At 61.9% G+C, this 22,157-nt stretch carries 24 protein-coding genes; 8 read left to right on the top strand and 16 right to left on the bottom strand.

Annotated elements, in window-relative coordinates; genetic code table 11:
• Positions 1-137: 137 nt before the first annotated feature.
• The gene (locus BLV09_RS02535; RefSeq protein WP_100382551.1) at positions 138-560 is read right to left on the bottom strand and encodes a hypothetical protein; all 423 of its coding nucleotides are present in this window, start codon (positions 558-560) and stop codon (positions 138-140) included.
• A gap of 186 nt (positions 561-746) precedes the next feature.
• Entirely contained in the window at positions 747-1,016 is a 270-nt protein-coding gene (locus tag BLV09_RS02530) for a His-rich protein BRANT (RefSeq protein ID WP_174556518.1), read from the bottom strand.
• 278 nt (positions 1,017-1,294) lie between these two features.
• Here BLV09_RS02530 and BLV09_RS02525 point away from each other — a divergent pair, with 278 nt between their 5' ends.
• Both BLV09_RS02525 and BLV09_RS02520 read left to right on the top strand, forming a co-directional pair.
• Entirely contained in the window at positions 1,295-1,843 is a 549-nt protein-coding gene (locus BLV09_RS02525; RefSeq protein WP_100382552.1) for a tetratricopeptide repeat protein, read from the top strand.
• A gap of 139 nt (positions 1,844-1,982) precedes the next feature.
• Entirely contained in the window at positions 1,983-3,371 is a 1,389-nt protein-coding gene (locus BLV09_RS02520; protein ID WP_146686209.1) for a serine hydrolase domain-containing protein, read from the top strand.
• 46 nt (positions 3,372-3,417) lie between these two features.
• Here the strand turns inward: BLV09_RS02520 and BLV09_RS02515 are convergent, their stop codons facing one another.
• Positions 3,418-4,989: a S10 family peptidase gene (locus BLV09_RS02515; RefSeq protein ID WP_146686208.1), complete on the bottom strand. Its 1,572-nt coding sequence runs from the start codon at positions 4,987-4,989 to the stop codon at positions 3,418-3,420.
• Between the two features lie 273 nt (positions 4,990-5,262).
• Between BLV09_RS02515 and BLV09_RS02510 the strand changes: the two genes are divergently transcribed.
• The 3 genes from BLV09_RS02510 to BLV09_RS02500 all read left to right on the top strand — a co-directional run bounded on the left by BLV09_RS02510 (position 5,263) and on the right by BLV09_RS02500 (position 7,421).
• Complete coding sequence (locus BLV09_RS02510) at positions 5,263-6,042, top strand: NAD kinase (RefSeq protein WP_146686207.1); 780 nt, start codon at positions 5,263-5,265, stop codon at positions 6,040-6,042.
• A 231-nt stretch (positions 6,043-6,273) separates the two neighbouring features.
• On the top strand, positions 6,274-6,819 hold the full coding sequence (locus BLV09_RS02505; RefSeq protein ID WP_100382556.1) for a response regulator: 546 nt from the start codon (positions 6,274-6,276) through the stop codon (positions 6,817-6,819).
• Between the two features lie 23 nt (positions 6,820-6,842).
• Positions 6,843-7,421, top strand: coding sequence for an Hpt domain-containing protein (locus BLV09_RS02500; protein ID WP_100382557.1), 579 nt, complete (start codon positions 6,843-6,845; stop codon positions 7,419-7,421).
• A 94-nt stretch (positions 7,422-7,515) separates the two neighbouring features.
• On the opposite strand, the gene BLV09_RS02495 is transcribed toward BLV09_RS02500, so the two are convergent.
• The 10 genes from BLV09_RS02495 to folE all read right to left on the bottom strand — a co-directional run bounded on the left by BLV09_RS02495 (position 7,516) and on the right by folE (position 16,539).
• A complete protein-coding gene (locus BLV09_RS02495; protein WP_146686206.1) occupies positions 7,516-8,691 on the bottom strand; it encodes a DUF2336 domain-containing protein in 1,176 nt (391 codons plus the stop codon).
• Positions 8,692-8,907: 216 nt separating this feature from the next.
• A complete protein-coding gene (locus BLV09_RS02490) occupies positions 8,908-9,936 on the bottom strand; it encodes a transglycosylase SLT domain-containing protein (RefSeq protein ID WP_146686205.1) in 1,029 nt (342 codons plus the stop codon).
• 139 nt (positions 9,937-10,075) lie between these two features.
• Positions 10,076-10,867: a c-type cytochrome gene (locus tag BLV09_RS02485; protein ID WP_146686204.1), complete on the bottom strand. Its 792-nt coding sequence runs from the start codon at positions 10,865-10,867 to the stop codon at positions 10,076-10,078.
• Positions 10,864-12,489 (bottom strand): b(o/a)3-type cytochrome-c oxidase subunit 1, encoded by a 1,626-nt coding sequence (locus BLV09_RS02480; protein WP_146686203.1) that lies wholly within the window; start codon positions 12,487-12,489, stop codon positions 10,864-10,866. The genes BLV09_RS02485 and BLV09_RS02480 overlap by 4 nt, the downstream gene beginning before the upstream one ends.
• Positions 12,479-13,042, bottom strand: coding sequence for a cytochrome C oxidase subunit II (locus tag BLV09_RS02475; protein WP_100382562.1), 564 nt, complete (start codon positions 13,040-13,042; stop codon positions 12,479-12,481). The genes BLV09_RS02480 and BLV09_RS02475 overlap by 11 nt, the downstream gene beginning before the upstream one ends.
• Positions 13,043-13,044: 2 nt before the next feature.
• Positions 13,045-13,221, bottom strand: coding sequence for a hypothetical protein (locus tag BLV09_RS36935; protein WP_167558600.1), 177 nt, complete (start codon positions 13,219-13,221; stop codon positions 13,045-13,047).
• A gap of 8 nt (positions 13,222-13,229) precedes the next feature.
• A complete protein-coding gene (locus tag BLV09_RS02470; RefSeq protein ID WP_146686202.1) occupies positions 13,230-14,420 on the bottom strand; it encodes a cytochrome c in 1,191 nt (396 codons plus the stop codon).
• Positions 14,421-14,505: 85 nt separating this feature from the next.
• Positions 14,506-15,117, bottom strand: coding sequence for a c-type cytochrome (locus BLV09_RS02465; RefSeq protein ID WP_146690960.1), 612 nt, complete (start codon positions 15,115-15,117; stop codon positions 14,506-14,508).
• A 219-nt stretch (positions 15,118-15,336) separates the two neighbouring features.
• A complete protein-coding gene (gene hisI / locus BLV09_RS02460) occupies positions 15,337-15,765 on the bottom strand; it encodes a phosphoribosyl-AMP cyclohydrolase (RefSeq protein ID WP_167558598.1) in 429 nt (142 codons plus the stop codon).
• 33 nt (positions 15,766-15,798) lie between these two features.
• Positions 15,799-16,539 carry a GTP cyclohydrolase I FolE gene (folE, locus tag BLV09_RS02455; RefSeq protein WP_100382563.1) on the bottom strand — a complete coding sequence of 247 codons (741 nt, stop codon included), beginning with the start codon at positions 16,537-16,539 and terminating at the stop codon, positions 15,799-15,801.
• A 233-nt stretch (positions 16,540-16,772) separates the two neighbouring features.
• On the opposite strand from folE, the gene BLV09_RS02450 reads away from it, so the two are divergent.
• Complete coding sequence (locus BLV09_RS02450) at positions 16,773-17,252, top strand: iron-sulfur cluster assembly scaffold protein (protein WP_100382564.1); 480 nt, start codon at positions 16,773-16,775, stop codon at positions 17,250-17,252.
• Between the two features lie 18 nt (positions 17,253-17,270).
• Here the strand turns inward: BLV09_RS02450 and BLV09_RS02445 are convergent, their stop codons facing one another.
• Complete coding sequence (locus tag BLV09_RS02445; RefSeq protein WP_146686201.1) at positions 17,271-18,191, bottom strand: hypothetical protein; 921 nt, start codon at positions 18,189-18,191, stop codon at positions 17,271-17,273.
• A 246-nt stretch (positions 18,192-18,437) separates the two neighbouring features.
• Here BLV09_RS02445 and yidD point away from each other — a divergent pair, with 246 nt between their 5' ends.
• Entirely contained in the window at positions 18,438-18,782 is a 345-nt protein-coding gene (gene yidD, locus BLV09_RS02440) for a membrane protein insertion efficiency factor YidD (protein ID WP_146690958.1), read from the top strand.
• Positions 18,783-18,934: 152 nt separating this feature from the next.
• Positions 18,935-19,102: a hypothetical protein gene (locus tag BLV09_RS36930; RefSeq protein ID WP_167558597.1), complete on the top strand. Its 168-nt coding sequence runs from the start codon at positions 18,935-18,937 to the stop codon at positions 19,100-19,102.
• A 33-nt stretch (positions 19,103-19,135) separates the two neighbouring features.
• On the opposite strand, the gene BLV09_RS02435 is transcribed toward BLV09_RS36930, so the two are convergent.
• Together BLV09_RS02435 and BLV09_RS02430 are read right to left on the bottom strand one after the other, a co-directional pair.
• Positions 19,136-20,362, bottom strand: a complete 1,227-nt coding sequence (locus tag BLV09_RS02435; RefSeq protein WP_146686200.1) for a hypothetical protein — start codon at positions 20,360-20,362, stop codon at positions 19,136-19,138.
• A gap of 2 nt (positions 20,363-20,364) precedes the next feature.
• Positions 20,365-21,732 (bottom strand): APC family permease, encoded by a 1,368-nt coding sequence (locus BLV09_RS02430; protein WP_146686199.1) that lies wholly within the window; start codon positions 21,730-21,732, stop codon positions 20,365-20,367.
• Between the last annotated feature and the right edge of the window lie 425 nt (positions 21,733-22,157).

The following is a 22,157-nucleotide window of genomic DNA, read 5'->3' as shown; positions in this document are numbered from 1 at the left end:
GTTCCCGTGATTTCATTTTTCGCCGCTAAATGCGACGCTTCGCACCTAAGTGCTAGGTCTTCAGTTTAAAGTTCCGGTTCAGACCCTCGCTGAAAAGTGATTAAAAGCCTGCCGAAACCGGCCGGGATGCGCAAATGTCAGCGCGTCAGCTTTTCCAGTTCCGGGAACGGCGCATAGGCCGCGCCGGCGCAGATTTCGCCCGCCTTCTCGACGATATGGTCCAGCCGGCCATCGACATAGACGATGGCGCGCTCGCGGGCCTCGAGATAGCTGCCGTCGGTATCGCGCGGGGAAAACCGCAGGCAACTGACATAGCGCAGCCGCCCGCCGACGGTACGTTGCACCGGCTCGGCCATGACGGCGTCATGCACACCAACGGGATTGTTGAGGTAGGTCTTCATGAACGCCAGCAATTCGGCATGGTAATTGGCCGGGAATGGCTGGTTGGCGACGCCGCGATCGTCGGTATAGCTGATGCTGCCCCCATCGCCGCTGCCCGCACAGGCCGCAAGCGCGACAGACAGCAGCAGGATCGCCGCGCACTTTGTAGATGTCCCCAAGCGCAACTCGTCTTCTGGTGGTTTGTTGGACGAATCCTAGACCGTCCACCGGCGAAATGGAATTCGCCTCTCGGCTACTGAAAAGGCGCCGGCCCGCAGCCATTGGGGAAGCAATGGTGCGGGCCGTGCCTGATAACCGAGGGAGCGGCGGGGCAATGTGGAACAAACCGCGCCCGCGGCTCAATATCAGCCGCGCTTGATCGCGGGCGTAACGTGCTTGACCGTGACCTTCGAGAAGTGGCGGGTCTTGAGCGCACCCATCTTCTTGTGGAAGTGGTGATGGCTGTAGTGCCTGTGATGATGCCGGCCCATTTTGGCGTTGGCATTCAGCACGTTTCGCTTCATCTGCTCGGTCTTGACGGCGGGCGCGTGGGTGGTCTTGAGAGCGCCGGTCGCCATGGCAGGCGCGGCGAGAACGGAAACGGCGAGCAACGCGGCCGAAATTGTCTTAAACATGGTGGTCTCCTGGTCCCTTGGGATCACGAGGTGGCCGGTCGGATGGCCGGGCTCGTCGATCATGCAGGCAACACTAGTTTCCCCGCGCTGAACCCATTCTGAAGCGCGGCGACGGACTTCGTTCATCTGCATGAAGGGTTCGTCATATTCCGGACCGGATGCTCGTCGACGATGTCCGCAAATTATGACGCCGCGCACGGGAATGTCAGCTCGCGCCAGGTGTTCACATCGACAGGCTTCGGTGTAGGATCGTCGCATTGGAAAATCGGGAGAGATGCATGCGCAAATCTGCGATCAAGCTTTTGATGTTGGCTGCCGTCTCAATGGCGCTGGTTACAGCGCCGGTGATCAGATCAGTCGCCTATGCCGCGGGCGACGAAAATCCGTCTCCGCCGGCATCGGATACCAAGAAGGGAAAGAAGAAGAGCAACAAGAGCTCCAGCCTCAACGATCCCCGTTTCGTTGCGGGCTATCATACGGCTTACGCGACCGTCTATGATCGTCACGATTACACATCCGCGATCGATCAGCTGAAGGCGCTTGGCCACGACGAAAATGCCGCCGTCGCCAATCTGATCGGCTACTCCTACCGCAAGCTGGGCGACTACAAGCTCTCGCAAGTCTGGTACGAGCGCGCGCTCCAGGCCGATCCTGATCACGTCAAGACCTGGCAGTATTACGGGCTGTGGCAGCTCGAACAGGGCAACCGCGAACAGGCGCAGTATCATCTGAACAAGATCGCTTCGCTGGTCGGCACCAACAGCGAGGAATATCGTTCGCTCGCTGAGGCGATGGAAAAACCGCCTGGTACCGGCCTCGTCTACTGATTTACTAGTTCAGGCCCAGTCGAACAACCGGCACCGCCCTCGGGGTTGTGCCGGTTTCGTTTTGTCGGTTAGCATTTCCACGACATACTCGTTGAAATTTTCAAAACATCCGATCGCGACCTGACATCTGGTGGGGCACATGGAGCCTTGGCTGCAATTCGCGGCAGAATACATTGCTAGCTGGATCGAATTTCAATTGCGAGCCTCGCAACAGCCCGGCTGCATCGTCGCGATCGCGCATCGCGGCAAGGTCGTTACCGAATACGCGCTCGGCTACGCCAACCTCGACAGCGGCGAAAAGCTGACACCGCGCCACCGATTTCGGATCGCATCGCATTCCAAGAGTTTTACCGCGGCCGGAATCATGAAGCTCCGCGAGTGGCGCAAATTGCGGCTGGACGATCCCATCGGCCAATATGTGAAGGGCCTGCATCCGCAAGTCGCGGAAACGACGATCATGCAGCTTCTTTCGCACAGCGCCGGCATCACCCGCGACGGCGCCGACGCCGGTCAATTCACCGACAGACGCCCCTACCTCAACCAAGAGGAATTGATGGCGGACCTTAAGCTGCCTCTGGTGATCGAGCCCGGCTCCCGCCTCAAATATTCGAACCACGGATTTGGATTGCTCGGCCTTGCGATCGAAGCGATCACCGGGGAGCCTTATCGCGACTGGATCGAGCGCGAGATCATCGACGCCGCAGGCCTGCGCGAGACCACGGCGAACATGCCGATCGCCAAAGACATTCCGTTCGCGCGCGGCCACACCCCTCGGCTTCCTTTGGGCCGGCGCGCGGTCATTCCCGGCGACAATTCGGCCCATGCGATCACGCCGGCCGGCGGCTTCGTCAGCACGGCGGCTGATACAGCCCGCTTCTTCGCGCAACTGGCGCCCAATGCGAAGCACAGTGTGCTCTCCGCCACCAGCCGCCGGGAGATGACCCGGAAGCATTGGCGCAATCCGCACGCAAGTCTGGAAGGATATTACGGGCTCGGGATCATGAGCGGCAACACCGGCGGCTGGGACTGGTTCGGCCACAGCGGAGGATTCCAGGGTTATATCTCGCGAACCTGCGTCATCCCCGCCCGCGAGCTGGCGATTACCATCCTGACCAATTCCACCGACGGCTGGGCCGGGTTTTGGCTGGATGGCGCCATGCACATCTCGCGCACCTTCGCGACAGGCGGCGCGCCCAAGCGGCGGGTTCGCGATTGGACCGGACGGTGGTGGAGTCAGTGGGGGGCGGTCGATCTGGTGCCGATCGGAAATCTCGTGATTGCCGCCAATCCGCACGCCATCAATCCGTTCATGGACGCCTCCGAAATCGAGGTCACGGGCCGCGATGCCGGCCGGATATCGCTGGCGGGCGGCTATGGCAGCCACGGCGAACCCGCGCGCCGCACGCGCAACAAGGCGGGCACCATCACCGATATCTGGCTTGCCGGCTCCAACCTGAAACCGGAAAAAGCCGTGGCTGCGGAGATCGATCGCAGATACGCGCCACACAAGCCGCGCCCTGCCCGCTAACGGGTCTGCGATGTGCGCTCTGCGGCCGAAGGATTTTCGGCCGGCTTCATTTCATCAGCGCCTCGACCTCGGTCCGAAACGCCTGGCGCGAAGCGTCACGCGAATAGAACATGTGTCCGCCGGGATAAACCACGAGCTTCACGCGCTCCGGGGAAGCATAGGCCGGTAGCTGATCGAGCAGGATTTGCGAACCGAAATACGGCGTGGCGAGATCGAACAGCCCGTGCCCGACCAACAATTTCAGTTTGGGGTCGAGCGCGAGAATCTGCCGCAGCTGGGAAATCGACTCCACCGGATTGATGCCGTGGCCGAAATTCCAGGCCTTATTCACGGCCTCGCTGAGCAATTGGTAGGAGCCGTCCGGCCGCCAGTTGAGCTTGCGCGTGGTGAGATCGACCGCCGCACTGGTCAGGGGCGCGACCAAGGGTTCGCCGGACGGATCGTTGAAATGATAGAAGCTCGAGTCCGGATCGGGATCGAAGCCCATCACCGACGCGTCGTAGCGTCCCGTCACCTTGCCGTCTTTCCGGTCGAACTCGCGGCGGAATTCGGCGATGTCGAAGCGCCCGGCCAGTCTTCGGCTTACCGTTTGATCTATCCCGGTCAGGACAGCCACCTTGTCGGCAAGACGCGTGGTGGCGTCTTTATCTGCCTGACCCTTGATGAGATCGGTCAGAAAATCGCCGCGCGCATAGGCTTCGACATCGGTCATGTCGGCGCGGGTGACGGGGGCTTTTGCTTCGCGCGCCACCGCCGTCATGGTGGGTAGGCTGGCGACATATTGCAGGAGGCTGGAGCCCGTGAATTCGCGGAAGTCGAGCACGGGAGACATCAGGATGAGACCCTTCACGCCGACGCCCTGCTGGACCTGCAGCTCGCGCACCACCTTCGGCCCGCGGATGCCGCCATAGCTTTCGCCGGCAACGAATTTCGGTGATAGCAAGCGGCCGGACTTTTCCAGCCAGCGGCGGATCGTCACCGCGATCGAATTGACGTCACCATCGGTCGAGAAAAACCGCTTGCGCACGTCTTCGTCGGTCGCGACGAAACGGCTATAGCCGGTGCCGACGGGATCGATGAAGACGAGATCGGTAAAGTCGAGCCAGGTATCGGCGTTGGGCTCGAGATTGGGCGACGCAGAAGAGACCGCAGCGTCTCCAGCGATCGGCAGCCGCCAAGGTCCGACATTGCCGAGTTGCAGATAGGCCGATGCCGCGCCAGGCCCACCATTGAAAAGGAACGTCACCGGCCGCGTGACGGGATCGGCACCGTCGAGCTGATAGGCCGTGTAGGCGATATCGGCCTGCGGCTCGCCCTTCTGGTTGAACAGGCGGATCGAGCCGGCCGTCGCCGAAAAGGCAAGCGTGCGCCCGGGAAGAATCACGGTCTGTTTGGTGGTGGAGTCAGGCGGAAGGCGATGCTGTTCGGCGGCAGCCGGCGAAGCCGGAGTGCTGGCGCGGCCGCCTTTTGCCTCAGACTTCGGGGCCGATGGCGTCGCACTCGGTGATGGTTCAGACGGCTGCGGCGCATCCTGGGCACGGGCGCCCATCACAAAAGAGACCGTCAGCAGCGCAAGGACAAGGCCGGCGTGACGCGGGGTGACGAAGGCTGTGGCCATGTCCGTTCTTCTCCCTGCCCCGGGTTTCGTCCTTGTTTAGTCCTTGGCCCCGATCCAGTCGGTGTAGCCGTCTTTAGCCCGGGTTCTGCTCAAAATTGCGACAGCCCGGCGCCGTTGGCAAGCTCATGGCCCGCGTTAACATTGATCTTAAAGACATTGTGCGAACAGTGACATTCCCTGAAACGGTTGGCTATCTCGACAAGGACAGCCCAGGTCGTATAGACGACGCCTGCGCATCTTCTCCCATCCGCGCGAGTATGAGCCCGCGATCCCATGACCACATCCAAGCGATATGACCGGATCGCGTTCGTCGCGAGCGCCAGCACAGAGGCCCAGCAGGCGCTCGCGCAACTGGAAAAAATATACGGCAACAACGATCCCGCCGGTGCCGATGTCGTGGTGGCGCTCGGCGGCGACGGACTGATGCTGCAGACGCTGCACCAGCATATGCATTCGGGCAAGCCGATCTACGGCATGCATCGCGGCACCGTCGGATTTCTGATGAACGAATACGGCACGCACGACCTGCACACGCGCCTGGCGGCAGCGCGGGAATCCTTGATCCATCCGCTTTTAATGCGCGCCACCGACGTCCACGACAAGGTGCATCTGCATCACGCCATCAACGAAGTCGCGCTGTTCCGCCAGACCTATCAGGCGGCACGCCTGAAGATCCTGATCGACGAGCGCGAACGCATGGCGGAGCTAATCGCCGATGGCGTGCTGGTCTCGACCCCTGCGGGATCGACCGCCTACAATCTTTCCGCACAGGGGCCGATCCTGCCGATCAACGCTGCGCTGTTGGCGCTGACGCCGATCAGCGCGTTCCGCCCCCGGCGCTGGCGCGGCGCCCTGCTCCCCGACACCGCCTTCGTCGTCATCGAAGTGCTCGAGGACGAGAAACGCCCGGTCGCGGCCGTCGCCGATCACGACGAGGTACGCGATGTCCGCCGGGTCGAGGTGCTTTCCGACAAGACCATTTCGATGCGGATGCTGTTCGATCCCGGCCACAGCCTGGAAGAGCGCATTCTGAGCGAGCAATTCGGCCACTAGGGCGTGGTCCCGAAAAGTGGAAACCGGTTTTCGGACGAGATCATGCCCAAACACAATATAAAGCGATGAGTGTGGCTCAGCGGAGCTGAAGCAGACTCATTGCGGGGCGGCGCGCGTGTCGCCTTTGGCGAAAGCCGGCAAAAAGCGCGATCGCAACCATTCATTAACGCGGGCGGGATATGGTTAACGCGGGGTATACCGAGCGGTTCGGTACCCGCTTAGAGCCGCGCCATGTTCCGCATTGATTTCAACAAGCTGCGATTTCTCGTGTGCGACGACAATCCGCATATGCGCCGCATATTGCGCACGCTGCTGCATTCGTTCGGCGCGCGCGAGGTTTACGAATCCGAGGACGGCGCGACCGCGCTGGAAATGTACACTCATTACGTCCCGGACATCGTCATCACCGACTGGTCGATGCCGATTTTCGACGGCCTTGAGCTGGCGCAGATGATCCGGCAGCCGGAGTCCAAGGGTAACCCCTACGCGCCGATCATCATGCTGACCGGCCATTCCGAGAAGCGCCGCGTCACCGTGGCGCGCGATGCCGGCGTAACCGAGTTTCTGGCCAAACCGATCTCGGCCAAGGGACTCTATCAGCGCATCATGAACGTCGTCGCCAATCCGCGCCCGTTCATCAAGACCAAGACCTATTTCGGCCCGGACCGCCGGCGCAACACCACCAACGCCTATATCGGTCCCGAGCGCCGTGTCGGCGGCGAGATGGAAGTGATGCAGCAGCCCTCACTGCTCGACAAGGCTCGCTCGCCCATCTAGCAACGCGCCTCAAGGAGGCTACCATGGCAAAAGACAAGCGCGCGACGCTCGAGATCAAGGCCTTTGCCGACCATCACGTGATCACGCAGCCCAATCCCCTGCGCAAGGTGCTGCGACGCGTCGCCGAAACCGATCTCGACGATCCGGTTGCGCGCGCGGAAAAGGCTTTGGCCGATCTCTCCGGCGAATTCAAAAACTGGATGACGATCGAAGCCGATCGGCTCGCCGCGGCGTATGCAGCGATCCTCAAGGACGGTTTTACCGAAGCGACCAGCGAAGAACTCTTTCGCGCCGCGCATGACATCAAGGGCGACGCCGCCACGTTCGGGTACCCTTCCGCCGCCGCGGCCGCCGAAAGCCTGTGCCGGATCATCGAGCACGCCCCGCTTCTCCACAAGGTTCCGGCCGAGCTGATCGTGCATCACATCAACGCCATTCAGGCGATCGTGCTCGAGCGCACCAAGCTCGACACCATCAGCACGGCCAACGAACTGAGCCGGCGGTTGCGCCGCGTTGCCGACGAGTATCTCACCCGCGTCAATCGCAATCGGCCCGAGCACCTCGAAGCAATCTTGTCCCCCAGCATCGTGCCGGCGGAATAAGGTAAGATCTTTCTCAGTCCAGTCGTAGCTTGCGAAAGCGGGCGCCATAATCCCCGCGCGACGACGTGTGAGCAGTGTTGGTCGCTAGGGTTACTTACGCCGCGATCAGGTCGTATTGCATCGGCGCAATCGCTTCGTCTGCAACCAGCTCGTCGCAGAACATGCGCGCTTCTTCCCGCGCCGACTCCGTCGCGAAGCGCCGCAACAGAATCAACAGCGGCTCGGCGGCATGGCGATCGGTTTCGCAATGCGTCAGCACGCGTTCGACCATCTGCCGCCGCAATCTTGCCGCGCCGTCGACGGTGTCGACAAATCCCGCTTCATGGCTGGCTTCGAGCGCGACGCGGAACGCGGCGAAGGTCGATTCCGGCAAGCCTGCGCGTATCAGTATGGCCTGCAGGCTAGCGCCGCCACGATCATGGAGCAGCAAGGAGACGCGCGCCAACGGCAAGCCTGACAGTTCCGCCAAGGCGTGATCGAACAGCTCGATATTGCCCGACAACAGCGCACGCAGGATCAATCCGGCCGTGAGCTGGCCGGTGGCGCGCAGATGCCGCACCAGCCCGCCCATGTCGTCGCCGCGCGACATGGCTGCGATGTTCACTGTCGAGCGATCGCGCGCTTCGGTCGCGACCCGCTCCGCCCGGTCGGCACTCAGCCAGTTCCGGCCGACGACGAATTGCGCCAGCGTATCCGAAAGTTTGGCCACGAGCGCGGCGCGTGTTGCGGCGGGCAAATCTTCCATCAACAGCATCGATTCCCGGATCGCGGCGAGATGACCGTGCCGCTCGACAATGCGGTCCCAGGAAAACGATGCGAGTTCGGCGTGAGGATTTTCGATCAGCTCAAGTGCGGCCGAGGCGGCGCCGACTTCGGCGATCGCGGCCGACACCGAAGGCGGAAGATTGATCCGCCGCGCGATCGCGCATTGCGTTTCGGAATTGCCTGTCGCGACGATGTCGACGAGGTCGGCGTCGATCAAAAGCGGTGAATGTTCGAGTACCGGAAGCGCCACCGACGGCTGGTCGACTGACAGCGCCTGGACGATGGCTGCGGGCGCATTGGTGCTGCGCGCAAACACTTCGGCCATGGCCTGACGCACCAGCGGAGATGTGTCGTCGAGCAACATCAGAAGCGCGCCTTCGGCGGCGGCGCGATCCTCGTCGGTCAAATCCGAAATTAGCCAGGCCCGCGCCAGAGCTCGCGTGGCCTCTGCCCGCTCGCCTGCCGGAGCGGTCCTTACCCAACTGATGAACTGCCGAACGATCATGGTCCTGCCGGCTTACGCAACTTGAGACGACACCATGACGCGGTGCCACTGTCAGACAAAATAAACCACGACGCTTAACAAAGCGTTCACCATAAGCGGCTGGTTTTATTGACGTTTTGTTAAGGGTGCTGAGAGCGGCGGGGAATTCGCGTTGCGCGCGCAATCTCGCACCGAGCAACCGTGCCCGTCCGGCGACATTGAAATACGTGCGAGAAATTAGCTGCTGAAAGCGCCGCTGCGGTCGCTGAACAGATCGAGCGCCTGCGATGCGGCGACGCTGGCTGGCGTCGTGGACGATGAACCCGCCGATGCGGCCGAGGCCAGCGACGAAGCGCCCCATAATTTCTGGATCGTGGGCGAGATCGGCTGGGTCCGTTCATCGACCTGGAACAGCGAGCGGAAGCTCGTCCCAGTGAGCTGCGAAGTGTTGGTCGTTGATGAAGCGGACGCCGTTTTGACTGATGTAGCTGATGTGGCGCTTGGAAAGCTCGACAGATAGGCGGCATTGTCCATCGCAGCAGAGGCCGGTACCGCGCTCGCAACGGCCGTATTCGTCGACGTATCGCCCACCGATGCCATCGCGCTGCGTGTCGCCGACGAATTGGCCGCGCTGGCGTAACGCGACGTCAGCACCGAATAGACGTCAGAGACGGAACGCGCGCGCCCCGTGCTGTCATAGAAGATCGAGCGGTTCGCAGCGGCGGCGTTCGGAAACAGCGCGGCGCCCGATGCCTGCGGATTATCTTCGGCATTTGAGATCAGTTTTGCCGCACCGCTGACGCCCATGAAATGGGCCATATAGAGTTCACCGTCGGTCGGCCGGCGGCCGATCATGCCGGTGAGCTTGAAACTGTTGGACTGCGTCAGAACCCCTGCCATCGCCGAGCTGGCGACGGGATCGTCCCGCAGCTTCATGATCTCGGTTCGCGCATTGGGGTCGCTGACCGAGTAGTCGCCGGATGAGGATTTGGTGATGGCGTCGGCGTATTTGCCATAGCCGAGCAACGAGCCCGCTTCCTTCACGGTGCCGAGCCAGGTCTGCTGGATGAATTGAAACAACCCGCTCGCCGACGAGGTCGACGCGCTCGCCTTCGGATTGAAGTCGGATTCCATCTTCGCGGTGGTCAGAAGATATTGGAAGCTGGTGCCGGTGGTGCTGGCGGCCTGCTGGATCGCACCGGCAATCCGCGCACGCGAAGGGTCGGCCCCTGCCGTTGCCGTGGCGCTTGAAGTGTCGACAGTCATGTGTTGGTGCCCCGCTCCCCGCGAAACGCCCGCCCGGCCGATTTGAAGCGCCCTTCTCCCAAAAGGCGCTCATGCCACGGTCACACTGCGGCGGTTATGGTTAATGGCGGGTTAAGACGGGAACAGGCGCCGCCGCCCGTCAGGGCTGGGCTTCGTAATAGTTGGCGACTTCGTCGATTTCTTCCGCTGTCATTTGCCGGGCGACATTGCGCATCTGCTGGCTGATGTCGTTTCGCCTGATGTCCGAGGCGAAGGCTTTCAGCTGCGCCTTGATGTAGATGGCCGATTGGCCACCGAGCCACGGACTGCCCGCCTTGTTGTCGATATCGCCGTGGCACGAACCGCAGGGCGCGATATTCCGCATCGGCGCGCCGGTCGTCACGATCTGAGGGGTCGCGAGATCCGCGTTCAGATGGTTCGACGGCACGCGCGGCAGGAAGGCGTAATAAGCCGCGAGATCCAGCATATCCTGGTTGCTCATATTGGCCGCAAACGGGCTCATGATTGCGTTGACCCTTGCACCGCTCTTGAAATCGTTCAGCTCCTTGTAGGTCACGGCGGCAAACTGGCCGGCGAGGTTTGGCGAGTTGGCATCACTCACGCCTTGCGGCCCGTGACAGATCGCGCAGCGTTGCGCCAGGGTCGCGCCCCGCCCGATCGACACCTGATCCGGCCGCGTCAGCATCTCCGATGTCACGATGACACCGGAGGTTTTGAAATCGGGCCGCTGCGAAGCAGTCTGCGGCGCCGCGCGCGGCACGCCGGCAGCACTGCAAATCGCGTCCCACACGCCGCTCAGCTTGAGGTCTGGCTGCGCCAGCGGCAGCCAGATCAAACCCGCGAGCGCCGCAAGCACGACGATGGCCCCCGTAATACCTACGCTGGCGCCGAACCAGGGATTGCGGAACGAGAAAAGCGGCTGGTCGCTCATCGGCTGGCTCCGACATAGACCGCCGGAACGCTGGTTTCCTTCAGCACCATCAGCTGGGCGATCGGGTAGCCGTAATTCACGACCGTGAGGCCGATCATCAAGGCGAGCCAAAGCCCAAAACTGTTGAGGGCGACGGGGAGCCGCGCCGGCATGTAGACCGGTACGCTGAACCGGTACGCGCCTTCCTCGCGGCGCGGCGCCATCTGGCCGCGGATCAGAATGACAAGAAACAAAATGCCTGAACTCAGCAGGATCAGTCCGCCGACCGCGGACATCGAAACCGAAAACGCCTGCGGCAAGATCGCCGGATCGGTGTAGTCGTAAAACGCCATGCGACGCGGCATGCCGAGGATGCCGACATAGTGCCACGGGAAGGTGGTGACGATCATGCCGATGAACCACAGCCAAAGCTGGGTTCGCATCAGGCCAAACGTTTCCAGTGCCCGGCCGGTCAGATGCGGCCACAAATCATAGGCGATCGCGAAATACATGATCACGATCGCGCCGCCGAAAATCAGATGAAAGTGCCCGGTGATCCACTGCGTATTGTGGATGCTGGAATCGAGCTGATAGCTCATGTTGATGAGCCCGCCGGCGCCCCCGAACCCGAGCATGACAAGCGAAAGCGCTGTCGCCAGCATGATCGGGTTTTGCCAGGGCAGCGCCCTCACCCATCCGAATACGCCGTTGCCGCCGCGCAAACGGCTGGCGATCTCGGCTGACGCGCAGATGGTGAAAACCGTCAGCAGGGTCGGAAGCGCGACCAGGCCCGTGAACACCGAATGGATGAATTTGAATCCGGCGCCGACTTCCGGGTCGGCGAACAGATGATGCACGCCGATCGGCATCGCCACGACCACAAACAGGATAAAGGAGATCCGCGCCATGGCGTCGCTGTAAAGCCGCCCGCCGATCGCGCGCGGGAAGATCGTGTAATAGGCAATGTAGGTCGGTATCAGCCAGAAATAGACGATCGCGTGCAGCGTCCAGGAGAAGAAGACGCGCGCCAGCCCGGCGTCGATGGTGGACTTCAGCCCGAGCGCCACCGGCAGGATCAAAAAAATGATCTCGAGTGCGGCGCCCACCGACGTCCAGCCCCAGAGATAGGAGCCGGCGACATTGGCGAACATCGCCAGCGGCACCGGCCGGTCCGGGTTCTCGCGCTTCCAGATCGCGAGATTGATCGACATCAGCGCGACCCATATCCATGAGCCGACCACGACCATGACGACGCCGATATAGTAGAAGGGATTGCCGATCATCGGCGGATAGAAAGTATAAAGCACCGACGCGAGCCCCAGCGAAACCGGGATCATCGCCACCACCGCGCCGACCGCGACCAGCAGAAAGCCTGCCCATGCCCAGCGGCTTCCGACCAGCGGCTTCTCGAGGGCTGCTTCGGTAATGGCATAACCGAAGCCCATCGCAATCAGGGTCGGAAACACATAGCCCATCGCCGAGCCGTGCGCGGTGACCGAGCGATAATAGAATTCCGGATTGAAGTGCCAGGGGTTGAGCGGGCTGCGGACGAACATCTGCCAGGCCCCCAGCATCAGCGCGAGACCGAACACCGCAAAGGCGAGCCAGAAATGCGCCAATATCAGCCGCTTGTTAATCAACACAGGTCAGCCTCCGTCGCGCCGCCATCATGTTGAGAAAGGTAGTCTTGTCGACCACCTTGACCTTGCCCCACATGCCCTGATGACCGATGCCGCAAAATTCCTGGCACGGCATGACATGCTCGCCCGGCGCGTTAAAGCGTATCGGCAGCTCCGAGACATAGCCCGGCACCAGCATGGTGTTGATATTGGTGCCCTCGATCAGCAGCCCGTGAACCACATCGGCGCTGGTGGCGCGCAATGTCACCGGCGTTTCCGCGGGCACCACGACGCATTGCGGGGTGAATGAATATTGCTGCCCGATCGCGCGCACCGTCACCGAGCCGTCGGCCTCGACGGCGCTGCCGAGATTGCTTTCGATGAATTCACCGGACAGATGCAGCGTCTTGGGATCGGCGGTCTCGACATGGCCCTGCGGCATCGTGGCCTGATGAATGCCGATGAACGCCGCCATACCCACCAGCACGCCGACGATCACGATCGACAAAGTCGCCCATCGCCGCTCGATGCGGGCGGCGACGGCTTCGCCGATATTGTGGTCGGTCCCGGTCGTCATCGTCAGGCGCTCCGCGGCAGGAAGACCAGGAGATAAAACGCAAACCACAACGCGATCACGACGGCCGTTGCGATGCCCGCCACTGCTATAGCGCCGCGTGGGCCCGAGCTGACGATGGCCTCGACGGTCTCGGCTTCGCCATGCCGTGGGGCCGTTTCCGGCGAGGATGAATTGATCATGACGCGCCTCAGTTCAGCGTTGCCGCGCGCAGCTCATTGGCTTGCCGCGCCGAGACCGGGTCGCCGCGATTGCCCCACGAGGTCCGGATGTAAGTCACGACGGCTGCGACCTCGTCGTCCGATAATCGTTGCGCAAAGGGCGGCATCCCATAGGGCCTCGGATTTCCGGCCGTGCCCGGCGGGTAGCCGCCATTGAGCACCATCCGGATTGCGTTGACCGCAGACGACATCTGGATCGACTGGTTGCCGGCCAGCGGTGGATAATGCGGCGGCATGCCCAGGCCCGTCGCCCCGTGGCAACCTGCGCATTCCCGGTCGTAGATCGGTTTTCCGAAGCTCAGCAGCAGGCTGCTTTCAGCCGAAGGCAAAGGCGACGCAGGCTTCTCCGGCGAGGTGCCTTGCGCCAGGCTCTTCAAATAGACCGCCATCGCACGGATATCGCCGTCATCGAGGTATTGCAGGCTGTTGTAGACCACCTCCGCCATCGGGCCATAGACGACGCCGCGACTGGATATGCCGGTTCGCAGGTAGGCCGTGATCTCCTCGATGGTCCAGTCGCCAAGCCCCGCTTCCTTGTTCGACGTAAGCGAGGGCGCATACCAATTCTGCATCGGTATCAGCCCGCCCTCGAACGCCTGCGAGTCAGAACTTCCGCCGAGCGCGTTGATCGCGGTGTGGCACATCCCGCAATGGCCGAGGCCTTCGACCAAATAGGCGCCGCGATTCCAGTCGGCCGATTTGGTCGAATCCGGCTTGTACTCGCCGTCCCTGAAGAACAGCGTGCGCCAGCCGATGATGAGAGAGCGGTTGTTGTAGGGAAACCGCAGATCGTGCTCGCGGTTCAGCTGCTTCACCGGCGGGATCGAGCGCAGATAGGCGTAGATCGCGTCGCTGTCTTCACGCGTCACCTTGGTGTAGGACGCAAACGGCATCGCCGGATAAACCAGTCCGCCATCGGGAAAACGCCCGTTATGCATCATCGTGTAGAATTGGTCTGACGTCCATGTACCGATCCCGGTTTGCGGATCGGGCGTGATGTTCGATGTATAGAGCGTGCCGAACGGGGTCACCATCGGAAGGCCACCGGCAAAGATCTTGCCCTCGCGCGCCGTATGACAGGCGATGCAATCGCCGGCCCGAGCGAGATATTCGCCCCTGGCAATCAGCGCCGGATCCTGCTTCGGGGATTGTTGCGCCATAGCCCCGATCGCGCTGATCAACAGAGACGACGCCGCCAAGACCGGAAGCAGTTTTCTCAAGGTTCGCGACATCTGCACGATCCCTTCAATGCGGTTCGCTGCCGCACGAGAGCGGCATCGGCAGGCTCCCACGCGGCGCGAATGACGGATCTGCCGGCGCCGGCAGCGATGAGAGATAAGCGGCGACCGCCTTGACGTCGTCTTCCGTCAGCAGGCCCGCGACAATCTGCATGCAGTCCGGCGCGGCAGCGGTCCGCGTGCCATAGCGCCATCCGCCGAGCTGTGCACTGATATAGGCCGCGCGCAGGCCGAGCAGGCCGGGGATCGCCGGCTCCATTCCGGTAAAGCCCGGATTGTGACAGCCCGCGCAAGCCGGAATGCCGTGCCGCGGATCGCCGTTTTTGACCAGCGATTCGCCTCGCGCCAGGATCTCCTTGCTGACGCTGGGGATGGCAGGCGCCGGAAACGGCGGTCGCAACGATGCAAAATACTCTGCGATCTCTTTCAGATAGGCGTCGGGGAGAAATTCCAGCAGGTAATTCATCGGCGGGTATTTGCGGCGCCCGTCCCTGAACGCCACAAGCTGGTTATAGAGATAACCGGCCGGCTTTCCTGCAAGCCGTGGGAAATAGGCGTCGTTCGTGCCCTCGCCCTGCGCGCCGTGGCAGGATGCACAGGCGAGAACGCGCGCGGCCATCGTATCGGGCGCGACCGCGTCAGCCGTTGCCGTCTGCGCTCGCGCGACGCCGAACGGCAGCGCGATCACAACAAGAAAAACAAATATCGCTCGAAAATGTAACGTCACCGCGACCGCCCCAGTTCGACGACGAGACGGAATCCTCGCACATCGCGCCGATGGAGGCAACGAAGCTCGGTGATCGAAGCCCTGCTATCCGCGCATGGATCGAAATTGAATCTACTTGCGATAGATCGCCGCCGGGTCGAACATCCGATCCGCGTCGACGAATGATAATTGCGCGCCGCCCTCGCCGTTTGTCACCGCGCGATAGAAGCAGGAGCGACGGCCGGTGTGACAGGCGGCGCCTGTCTGCTCGACGCGGATCCACACGGCGTCCTGATCGCAATCCATCCGCATATCGACCACGCGCTGGGTGTGACCGGACGTTTCGCCCTTGCGCCACAGCGCGTTGCGTGAGCGACTGAAATACCAGGCCTCCCCGCTTTCGATGGTCTTGCGCAGGGCTTCGTCATTCATATGGGCGACCATCAGCACATCGCCGGTGGCGGCATCCGTGGCGACGCAGGTCACAAGCCCCGACGCATCGAATTTGGGCCGGAACGCCAGCCCCTCTTCGCGGTCATTGATATCAGCAGATGTGGACACCGAAACGGCCCTCGTAGTTCAGGCGAGGGTCCGTTAGCGCTGCGGCCCTCGTAGCATGGACAGGAAACGCGCCTGCTCCGTCGGATTGTCGCGGAACATGCCGGTAAAGCGGCTGGTGAACGTCGTCGCGCCGTGCTTGGCGACGCCACGCACCGACATGCAGGTATGCTCTGCCTCGATCATCACTGCAACGCCACGAGGCTTGAGGATCTCGTCGATCGCAGCCGCGATCTGCGCGGTGAGATGTTCCTGGGTCTGCAGGCGGCGCGCAAAGATATCGGTGAGACGCGCCAGCTTCGACAATCCCACGACCCGCTCCACCGGCGTATAGGCGATATGCGCCTTGCCGTAGAACGGCATCATGTGGTGCTCGCATTGCGAGGTGAATTCGATATCGCGAATCAGGACGAAATCGTCATAGCCCGCGGTCTCGCCAAAGGTCCGGTCGAGGACTTCGGCCGGGCACTGATGATAGCCCTGATAAAGCTCGTCGTAGGCTTCCACCACCCGGCGCGGCGTATCGATCAGGCCCTCGCGGTCGGGGTTTTCGCCGATATAGCTGAGTAACGTCAGTACCGCCTGCTCAGCCTCCGCGCGCGAGGGGCGCGGCTGATCGGCACGTACCGCGGCGGCCAGAAATTCGGAAGGATCGAGCTCTGCGGGACGGGTATCCAGAATCTTCGATTCCGGTGCCTTCGTCTCTGTAGATTTGGCGTCTGAGGATTTGGCGTCCGAAGGCTTGTTCGGGCGGAGGGATTTAATCAATGCGTCCATGTCAACTCCGTTCGACCGGTCTTTGGACCGGAGTGTCACCGGCAGACGGGGCGGCTTGCCGCCGGACGCCTGAGTACCAGGGTATTAAGACCGAAACGGCCGGGCTGGTTTCCATTTCTCTGGCCGCTTCAGGAAACGGCCGGGCTGTATTTCCACCGTTTCGACCCATATATAGGACCGTAGACCGGGCTCGCCAAGGGCGATCACACCGGGTAGCGCGAGACCTCAATCTTATGCTGAACGACATCTACAACAAGCGCATCATCGAACTGGCCGGCAATATCCCCCGCTTGGGACGGCTCTCCGCACCCGACGCCAGCGCGACCGCCCATTCCAAACTGTGCGGCTCGACCGTCAAGATCGACCTCAAAATGGACGGGCCTGTCGTCACCGACTTCGCGCATGATGTGAAGGCCTGCGCGCTCGGTCAGGCCTCGTCCTCGATCATGGCAAGCCACGTCGTCGGCTCGACCGCGAGCGAATTGCGCGAGTTGCGCGAAACCGTTCGCAAGATGTTGAAGGAAAACGGCGCGCCGCCGCAGGGCAAATGGGCCGACATCGCGCTGCTCGAACCGGTGCGCGACTATAAGGCGCGACATGCCTCGACCATGCTGACCTTCGATGCCGTGGTCGATGCGATCGGCCAGATCGAGGCCAAGACCTCTGACAAGACCGAAGACAAAGCAAAACAGCCGGTTGCTGCGCAAAGCTGACGGCAACGATGAGCGCCGCTACTTCACCGGCGCCGTCGCGACGACACCGGTCGGAACGGTGGCTTCCGCCGTCTTGGTCGACTTCGCCGGCTGCGACGTCGCCTCACCCTGCACGGCGCTGCTGACGAAGCGATCCTGGACTTGCTTGGTCGCGAGCTCGGCCACTGGCGTAGCAGCGTCGGGCTTGGGCAGTACCTTGGGCAGCACCTCGGCCACCGCGTCGGTCGTGACGAGATTGGTCAGCCGCAACTCTGCCGGCGACAATTCATGCAGGTCTTCCCACGGCGGCACGCTCAGCGACAGCGACAGCAGATCACCGGCGCCGCCCATGTCGAACGTGTATTTGGCGAGGCGGCCGACGTCGCGTTCGACAATCATCAAATCCTGCGCACTGTAAGTCGCGGCCTTGGCATCGTCGGCACGGTCGCCCATCCAGATCTGATGCACCCTGACATGCGCGCCCTCGGGCACGTAGCGTGTCTTGCCTGACAGCAGCAGGAAAACGCACATCGACTCGCAATAGGCTTGCGGCGCAACGCTCGCGTGATCGCCCTGCGCGGTGTGATCGAGAACGCTGATGCCCACCGTTGTCAGCAACCCGAGACCGCGCCAGCGCCGTCCGAGCGCGATGGCGTCGTTGACCGACCCTCCGCTGGAATCCAGCACCACCGTGGCGCCCGCAAGCTGGCGTCCGCGCGCGAATTCATCGAAGTCCTTGGGGCTTTCCTGGGTCACGATGCCGACCGCGCTGATCCAGCCGTGGCAATTGGGCTCGCACGCGATCCAGCTAAAATGCATCGGTAGTTTCCGCTCTTCGAGCGTGACAGCGCCCTGAGCGGAATCACCAAGCGCCGCCGTGATGCCGGGCAGTGCGACAGAAAGGGCAACGGCGCCGAGTAGCGCCCAGCCGCGAACGTTAAGCGACCTTACGAACCTCAATTTGGTCCCTTCCCCACAAGCCCCAAAACAAGCAGTGGCAATGGCCCCGTTTCAACGCCATATGATTCTGTCATACCGACGTTATGAAAAGGGTAACCGCGCGAGTCTTCATCGTCCATAGAACCTTTGCTGCACTGCCACCCAAACCATGCGATATTTCCCAAAGTGTGGCGCTTTTACCGAATCCCTGTGGTTCCATGAAATGGAACCGTGCAAACATCTGCGTATGACTGCGGCACGCCGCCCATGAAATATTCATCGTCACATTCTTCGGCCTGTCCGGATTGCGCGGGCACAATGCGACGGCTGCCGCGCAACGCGGGGCGCGCGCTGATCTGGACCTATCGGCACACGCTGTCGCCGCTGGTCGGTTACAACTGCCGTCATCTGCCGACCTGTTCGGTTTATGCCGACGAAGCGATCGAGCGCTTCGGATTATGGGGCGGCGGATGGATGACGCTAGCCCGGCTGCTGCGCTGCCAACCCTGGGGCACGTCCGGAATCGACAACGTGCCGCTGACAAGACCGCCGGGCGCGCGATGGTATTTGCCATGGCGGTTCGCGCGCTGGCGCGGCGTCAACGCGCCCTAGCGTTTGATCAATTCCGCCGATCAGACGCGTCGAGACTATGCCCTGACGATCTTGCTGCGCTGCTTCCAAGCGGAAGGCGCATTGCTGCCACGCGCGGAACCGCGGCGGTCCGCACGCATTGGTTTAGTGCTTCCGCTTAGGAGACAAAAACAATGCGCTGGAAAATCAGCCACAGAGGTCACGATCCCCGGCAGATCGATCTGATCGCGATACTCGCCTTGATCATCGTGATTATAGCCGCCTGCAGATTCTACAGCGACAACCCCACCCCGCCGAGTACCACGGCCTTCATCGTCCCGAGCCAAAACGTTCATTGGTGAGGTCAAGGGCGCGGAGCGAAAAAGCCACAGGCGTTACCGGCCAAAAGGCCAGAAACTCCCGGGTCGATCATAGACCTGCGGACGCGTCCGCGGCGGACGCTGCGGCTTCTGCGGCGGCTCGGCTGGCGATGGCTCGGCCGGTGGCGTGGCTTCAACGCTGCCCGGGGTGTCAGACGCAAGCTTGACCGACAACAGCAGGTTCGATTCAAACGATCGCCAGCGATAGCCGATGCCGAAATCGATCGGCTGGCTGCGCTGGAACAGTTCGGCATAATTCGGCTGATACATTCGCGGGAATTTCGCGATCGGGCCGGCATAGTGGCCGAACGGAAAAAATCGCCACCTCCTCGGATCATAATCACCCAGCGGAATGCCGGAATCGTCCTGGATGATCGTGGCGCTGTTGGCGAGCAGGAAATCACGCACGGTGGTGAAACTGCGCGCGTGCAGCAGATAGGACGCGCTCTTGATCAGGCTGTTGCCGGGTGCAAGCATCGCGCAAAATTTGAGGAAGCCGCTGGTTCGGACACTATTATTGGAAAGATCCGTGCTGAAATAATACAGCGTCTTTTCGACACCATCGCTGCCGGCGAACCTGATCTTTACGCCGCGGGCGGCATTCTTGCCGGCACTCTCGCTGGCGGAATGCTCGATGCCCTGATCGTCGAGCGTGATCGGTTCGACACTGTGGATGGTCTTTCCGGAACGCGCCAGGAAAACATAGAGGATCGGCAAAGTGCCGCTCAGCTCCCCCTCGCGCAGATCGGCTTTCATGTGCTTGGTGATGAAGAAGCTGAAATTCAGGATCGAGCTCATGGAGTGCTCGACATCATAGAGCGTGTAGTAGATGCCATCGGACCGCAATCGCGTCAGGTCCGGCACCGAGCCGACCGGCTCGAGCGCGCTCAGCACATAGGTCGTTGCCTTTGAATAAAACGCCTCCGCGTAGAGAAAATCCGGTCCGCTGAACATGTAAAACATGGTCGGCCGCGGCGCGGCCAGATTGGCGGCGGCCCAGGTGCGGATTTTCGAAAGCTGGCGTTGTTCGAGCTGCCCGAACGCAGCGTCGAAGAAGCGTGAATGACGTTGCCACGTGGGATCTTTGGTCAGGGGTGTCAGTGGCGATTCGGCTGACGGCGGCATGCCCGCGAGAAACCGCGCGGCATCATCGGCGGTCGCAGTATCGGCGGCGCGCACCGGGATCGCAGCCGCGAGCAACATGACGACAGCGACCACGGCAATTTTTCTGAACTGAAGCATTTCTAGTTGCAGTCTGCAGATGCGGTGGGCGGGGCGGACGGCTTGCGGAAGACGGCGTAAATCAAAAGGCCCGAAATCAAAATCAGAACACCGAACAACGACTGCAGCGGACGGTCGACCAAAAGATAGTACATCATGAAGCCGGTCACGAGCAGGAAGATCGCCGGGGTGATCGGGTAGCCCCAGGTGCGGTAAGGCCGATGCAGATCGGGCTGCATGATCCGCAATTTGATGACGCCGAGCACCGTGAAGAACGAGCAGAACAATAGGCCGAACTGGATGAAGTCGAGCACAGCCTCGAAACTGCGGGTGAACAGCAATAGTCCTGCTACCGCGAGCTGGAACAGGATGGCGTAAGCAGGCGCGCCGTTGGCGGACTTGCGGGCGAACAGCCGCAGCGCCGGAATATCCTCTCCCATTGTCATCATGACGCGCGGACCGATCCACATCATCGCACTGATGGAAGAAATCAGGCCGATGCAAATCATGGCGCCGGCGATGCGGCCGCCGATCTCGCCGAAGATCTGGCTGCCTGCGATACGGGCGACGTCGAGTTGCCCCGACAGCTTGTCGATCGGCGTGGTGTAAAGGAACACCGCGTTGAGGGCGACATACAGCAACAGCACGATCAGTGTTCCCGCCAGCAGTGCGCGCGGCAGGTTTTGCTGCGGCAGCCGCATTTCGCCGATGATGTAGGTTGCGGCGTTCCACCCCGAGAACGAATACATCACGAAGACCAAGCCGATCGCGAACGGCGCGCTGGTGATGTGGGCAAAATCGGCAGCCGACGGCGCGAACGTGGCCTGCTGCGGCACGCCGATGACAAATCCCGCGATCAGGAACGCCACGATCAGCGCCACCTTCACGATCGTCGCGGTCAATTGAAAGGTGCTGGAGTGCCTGACGCCGCATAGCTGCACGATCGACACCACCCAGATCACGCCCATCGCAAGCGCGAGCGGCGGCGCACCCGGAACCACCGACCTGCCGTACTCGCCGAAAGCCATCGCGGCCAGCGCCACCGGTGCGGCGAAACCAACCGTCGCCGACACCCAGCCGGCCAGGAATCCAAACGCCGGATGGTAGGCGCGGGTCAGGAAATTGTATTCGCCGCTCGAGCGCGGAAACATCGCGCCAAGCTCGCTGTAGGAAAAGACCCCGCACAGGGCGACGACGCCGCCCACGGTCCACAGCAGCAGGATCGCAAAGCCCGAAGGGAGGTCCTTGACCTGAAAACCGAGGCTCGTGAAAACGCCGACACCGATCATGTCCGCGACCACGATAGCGGCCGCCACGATGACCGAGACGGTAGCCCGCTCACCCGGGAGCCGACCGCGCAACGCCGCGCCTCCCGTTTCTGATACCGTCATATCCGGGGCTCACTGCCATCGCGCGCTGGTGGCTTCATCGTGCAGGCTGCGTCCCCTCAATTCAAGCAGTGTTATCAGCGATTTAATGCCTCAGCCGAATTCCGTATCATGATACCGAAAACGCCCCGGCGATTGCGAAATGTTCGTGACGGTCCCACAATCGGGACACGATTTCGTGCTCTCTCTTGGGCTCTTTCGGTCTTCCCGGGATGTGGGGAGTTTCTTGGTCAGCTCCCGGGGAGCTTAACGTCACCTAAACGCCAGCGCGCTGAAATACGGGCCGCGTTGAATTGGGTCGGTGGGTGGATGGTCGGGGCTAATCCGAAATGGCGGATGTTTGACCTTGCGCGCCGGTTGAAGACACCGGTCGCGGCTTGGTGCGAGCCGCATTCGGCACGACGATATCGCGCCGGTGTTCTCCGATC

Source organism: Bradyrhizobium canariense (assembly GCF_900105125.1).
Lineage (GTDB): Bacteria > Pseudomonadota > Alphaproteobacteria > Rhizobiales > Xanthobacteraceae > Bradyrhizobium > Bradyrhizobium canariense_A.
Note: the sequence above shows the minus strand (reverse complement) of the source record. Positions and strands in the feature narration are given on the sequence as shown.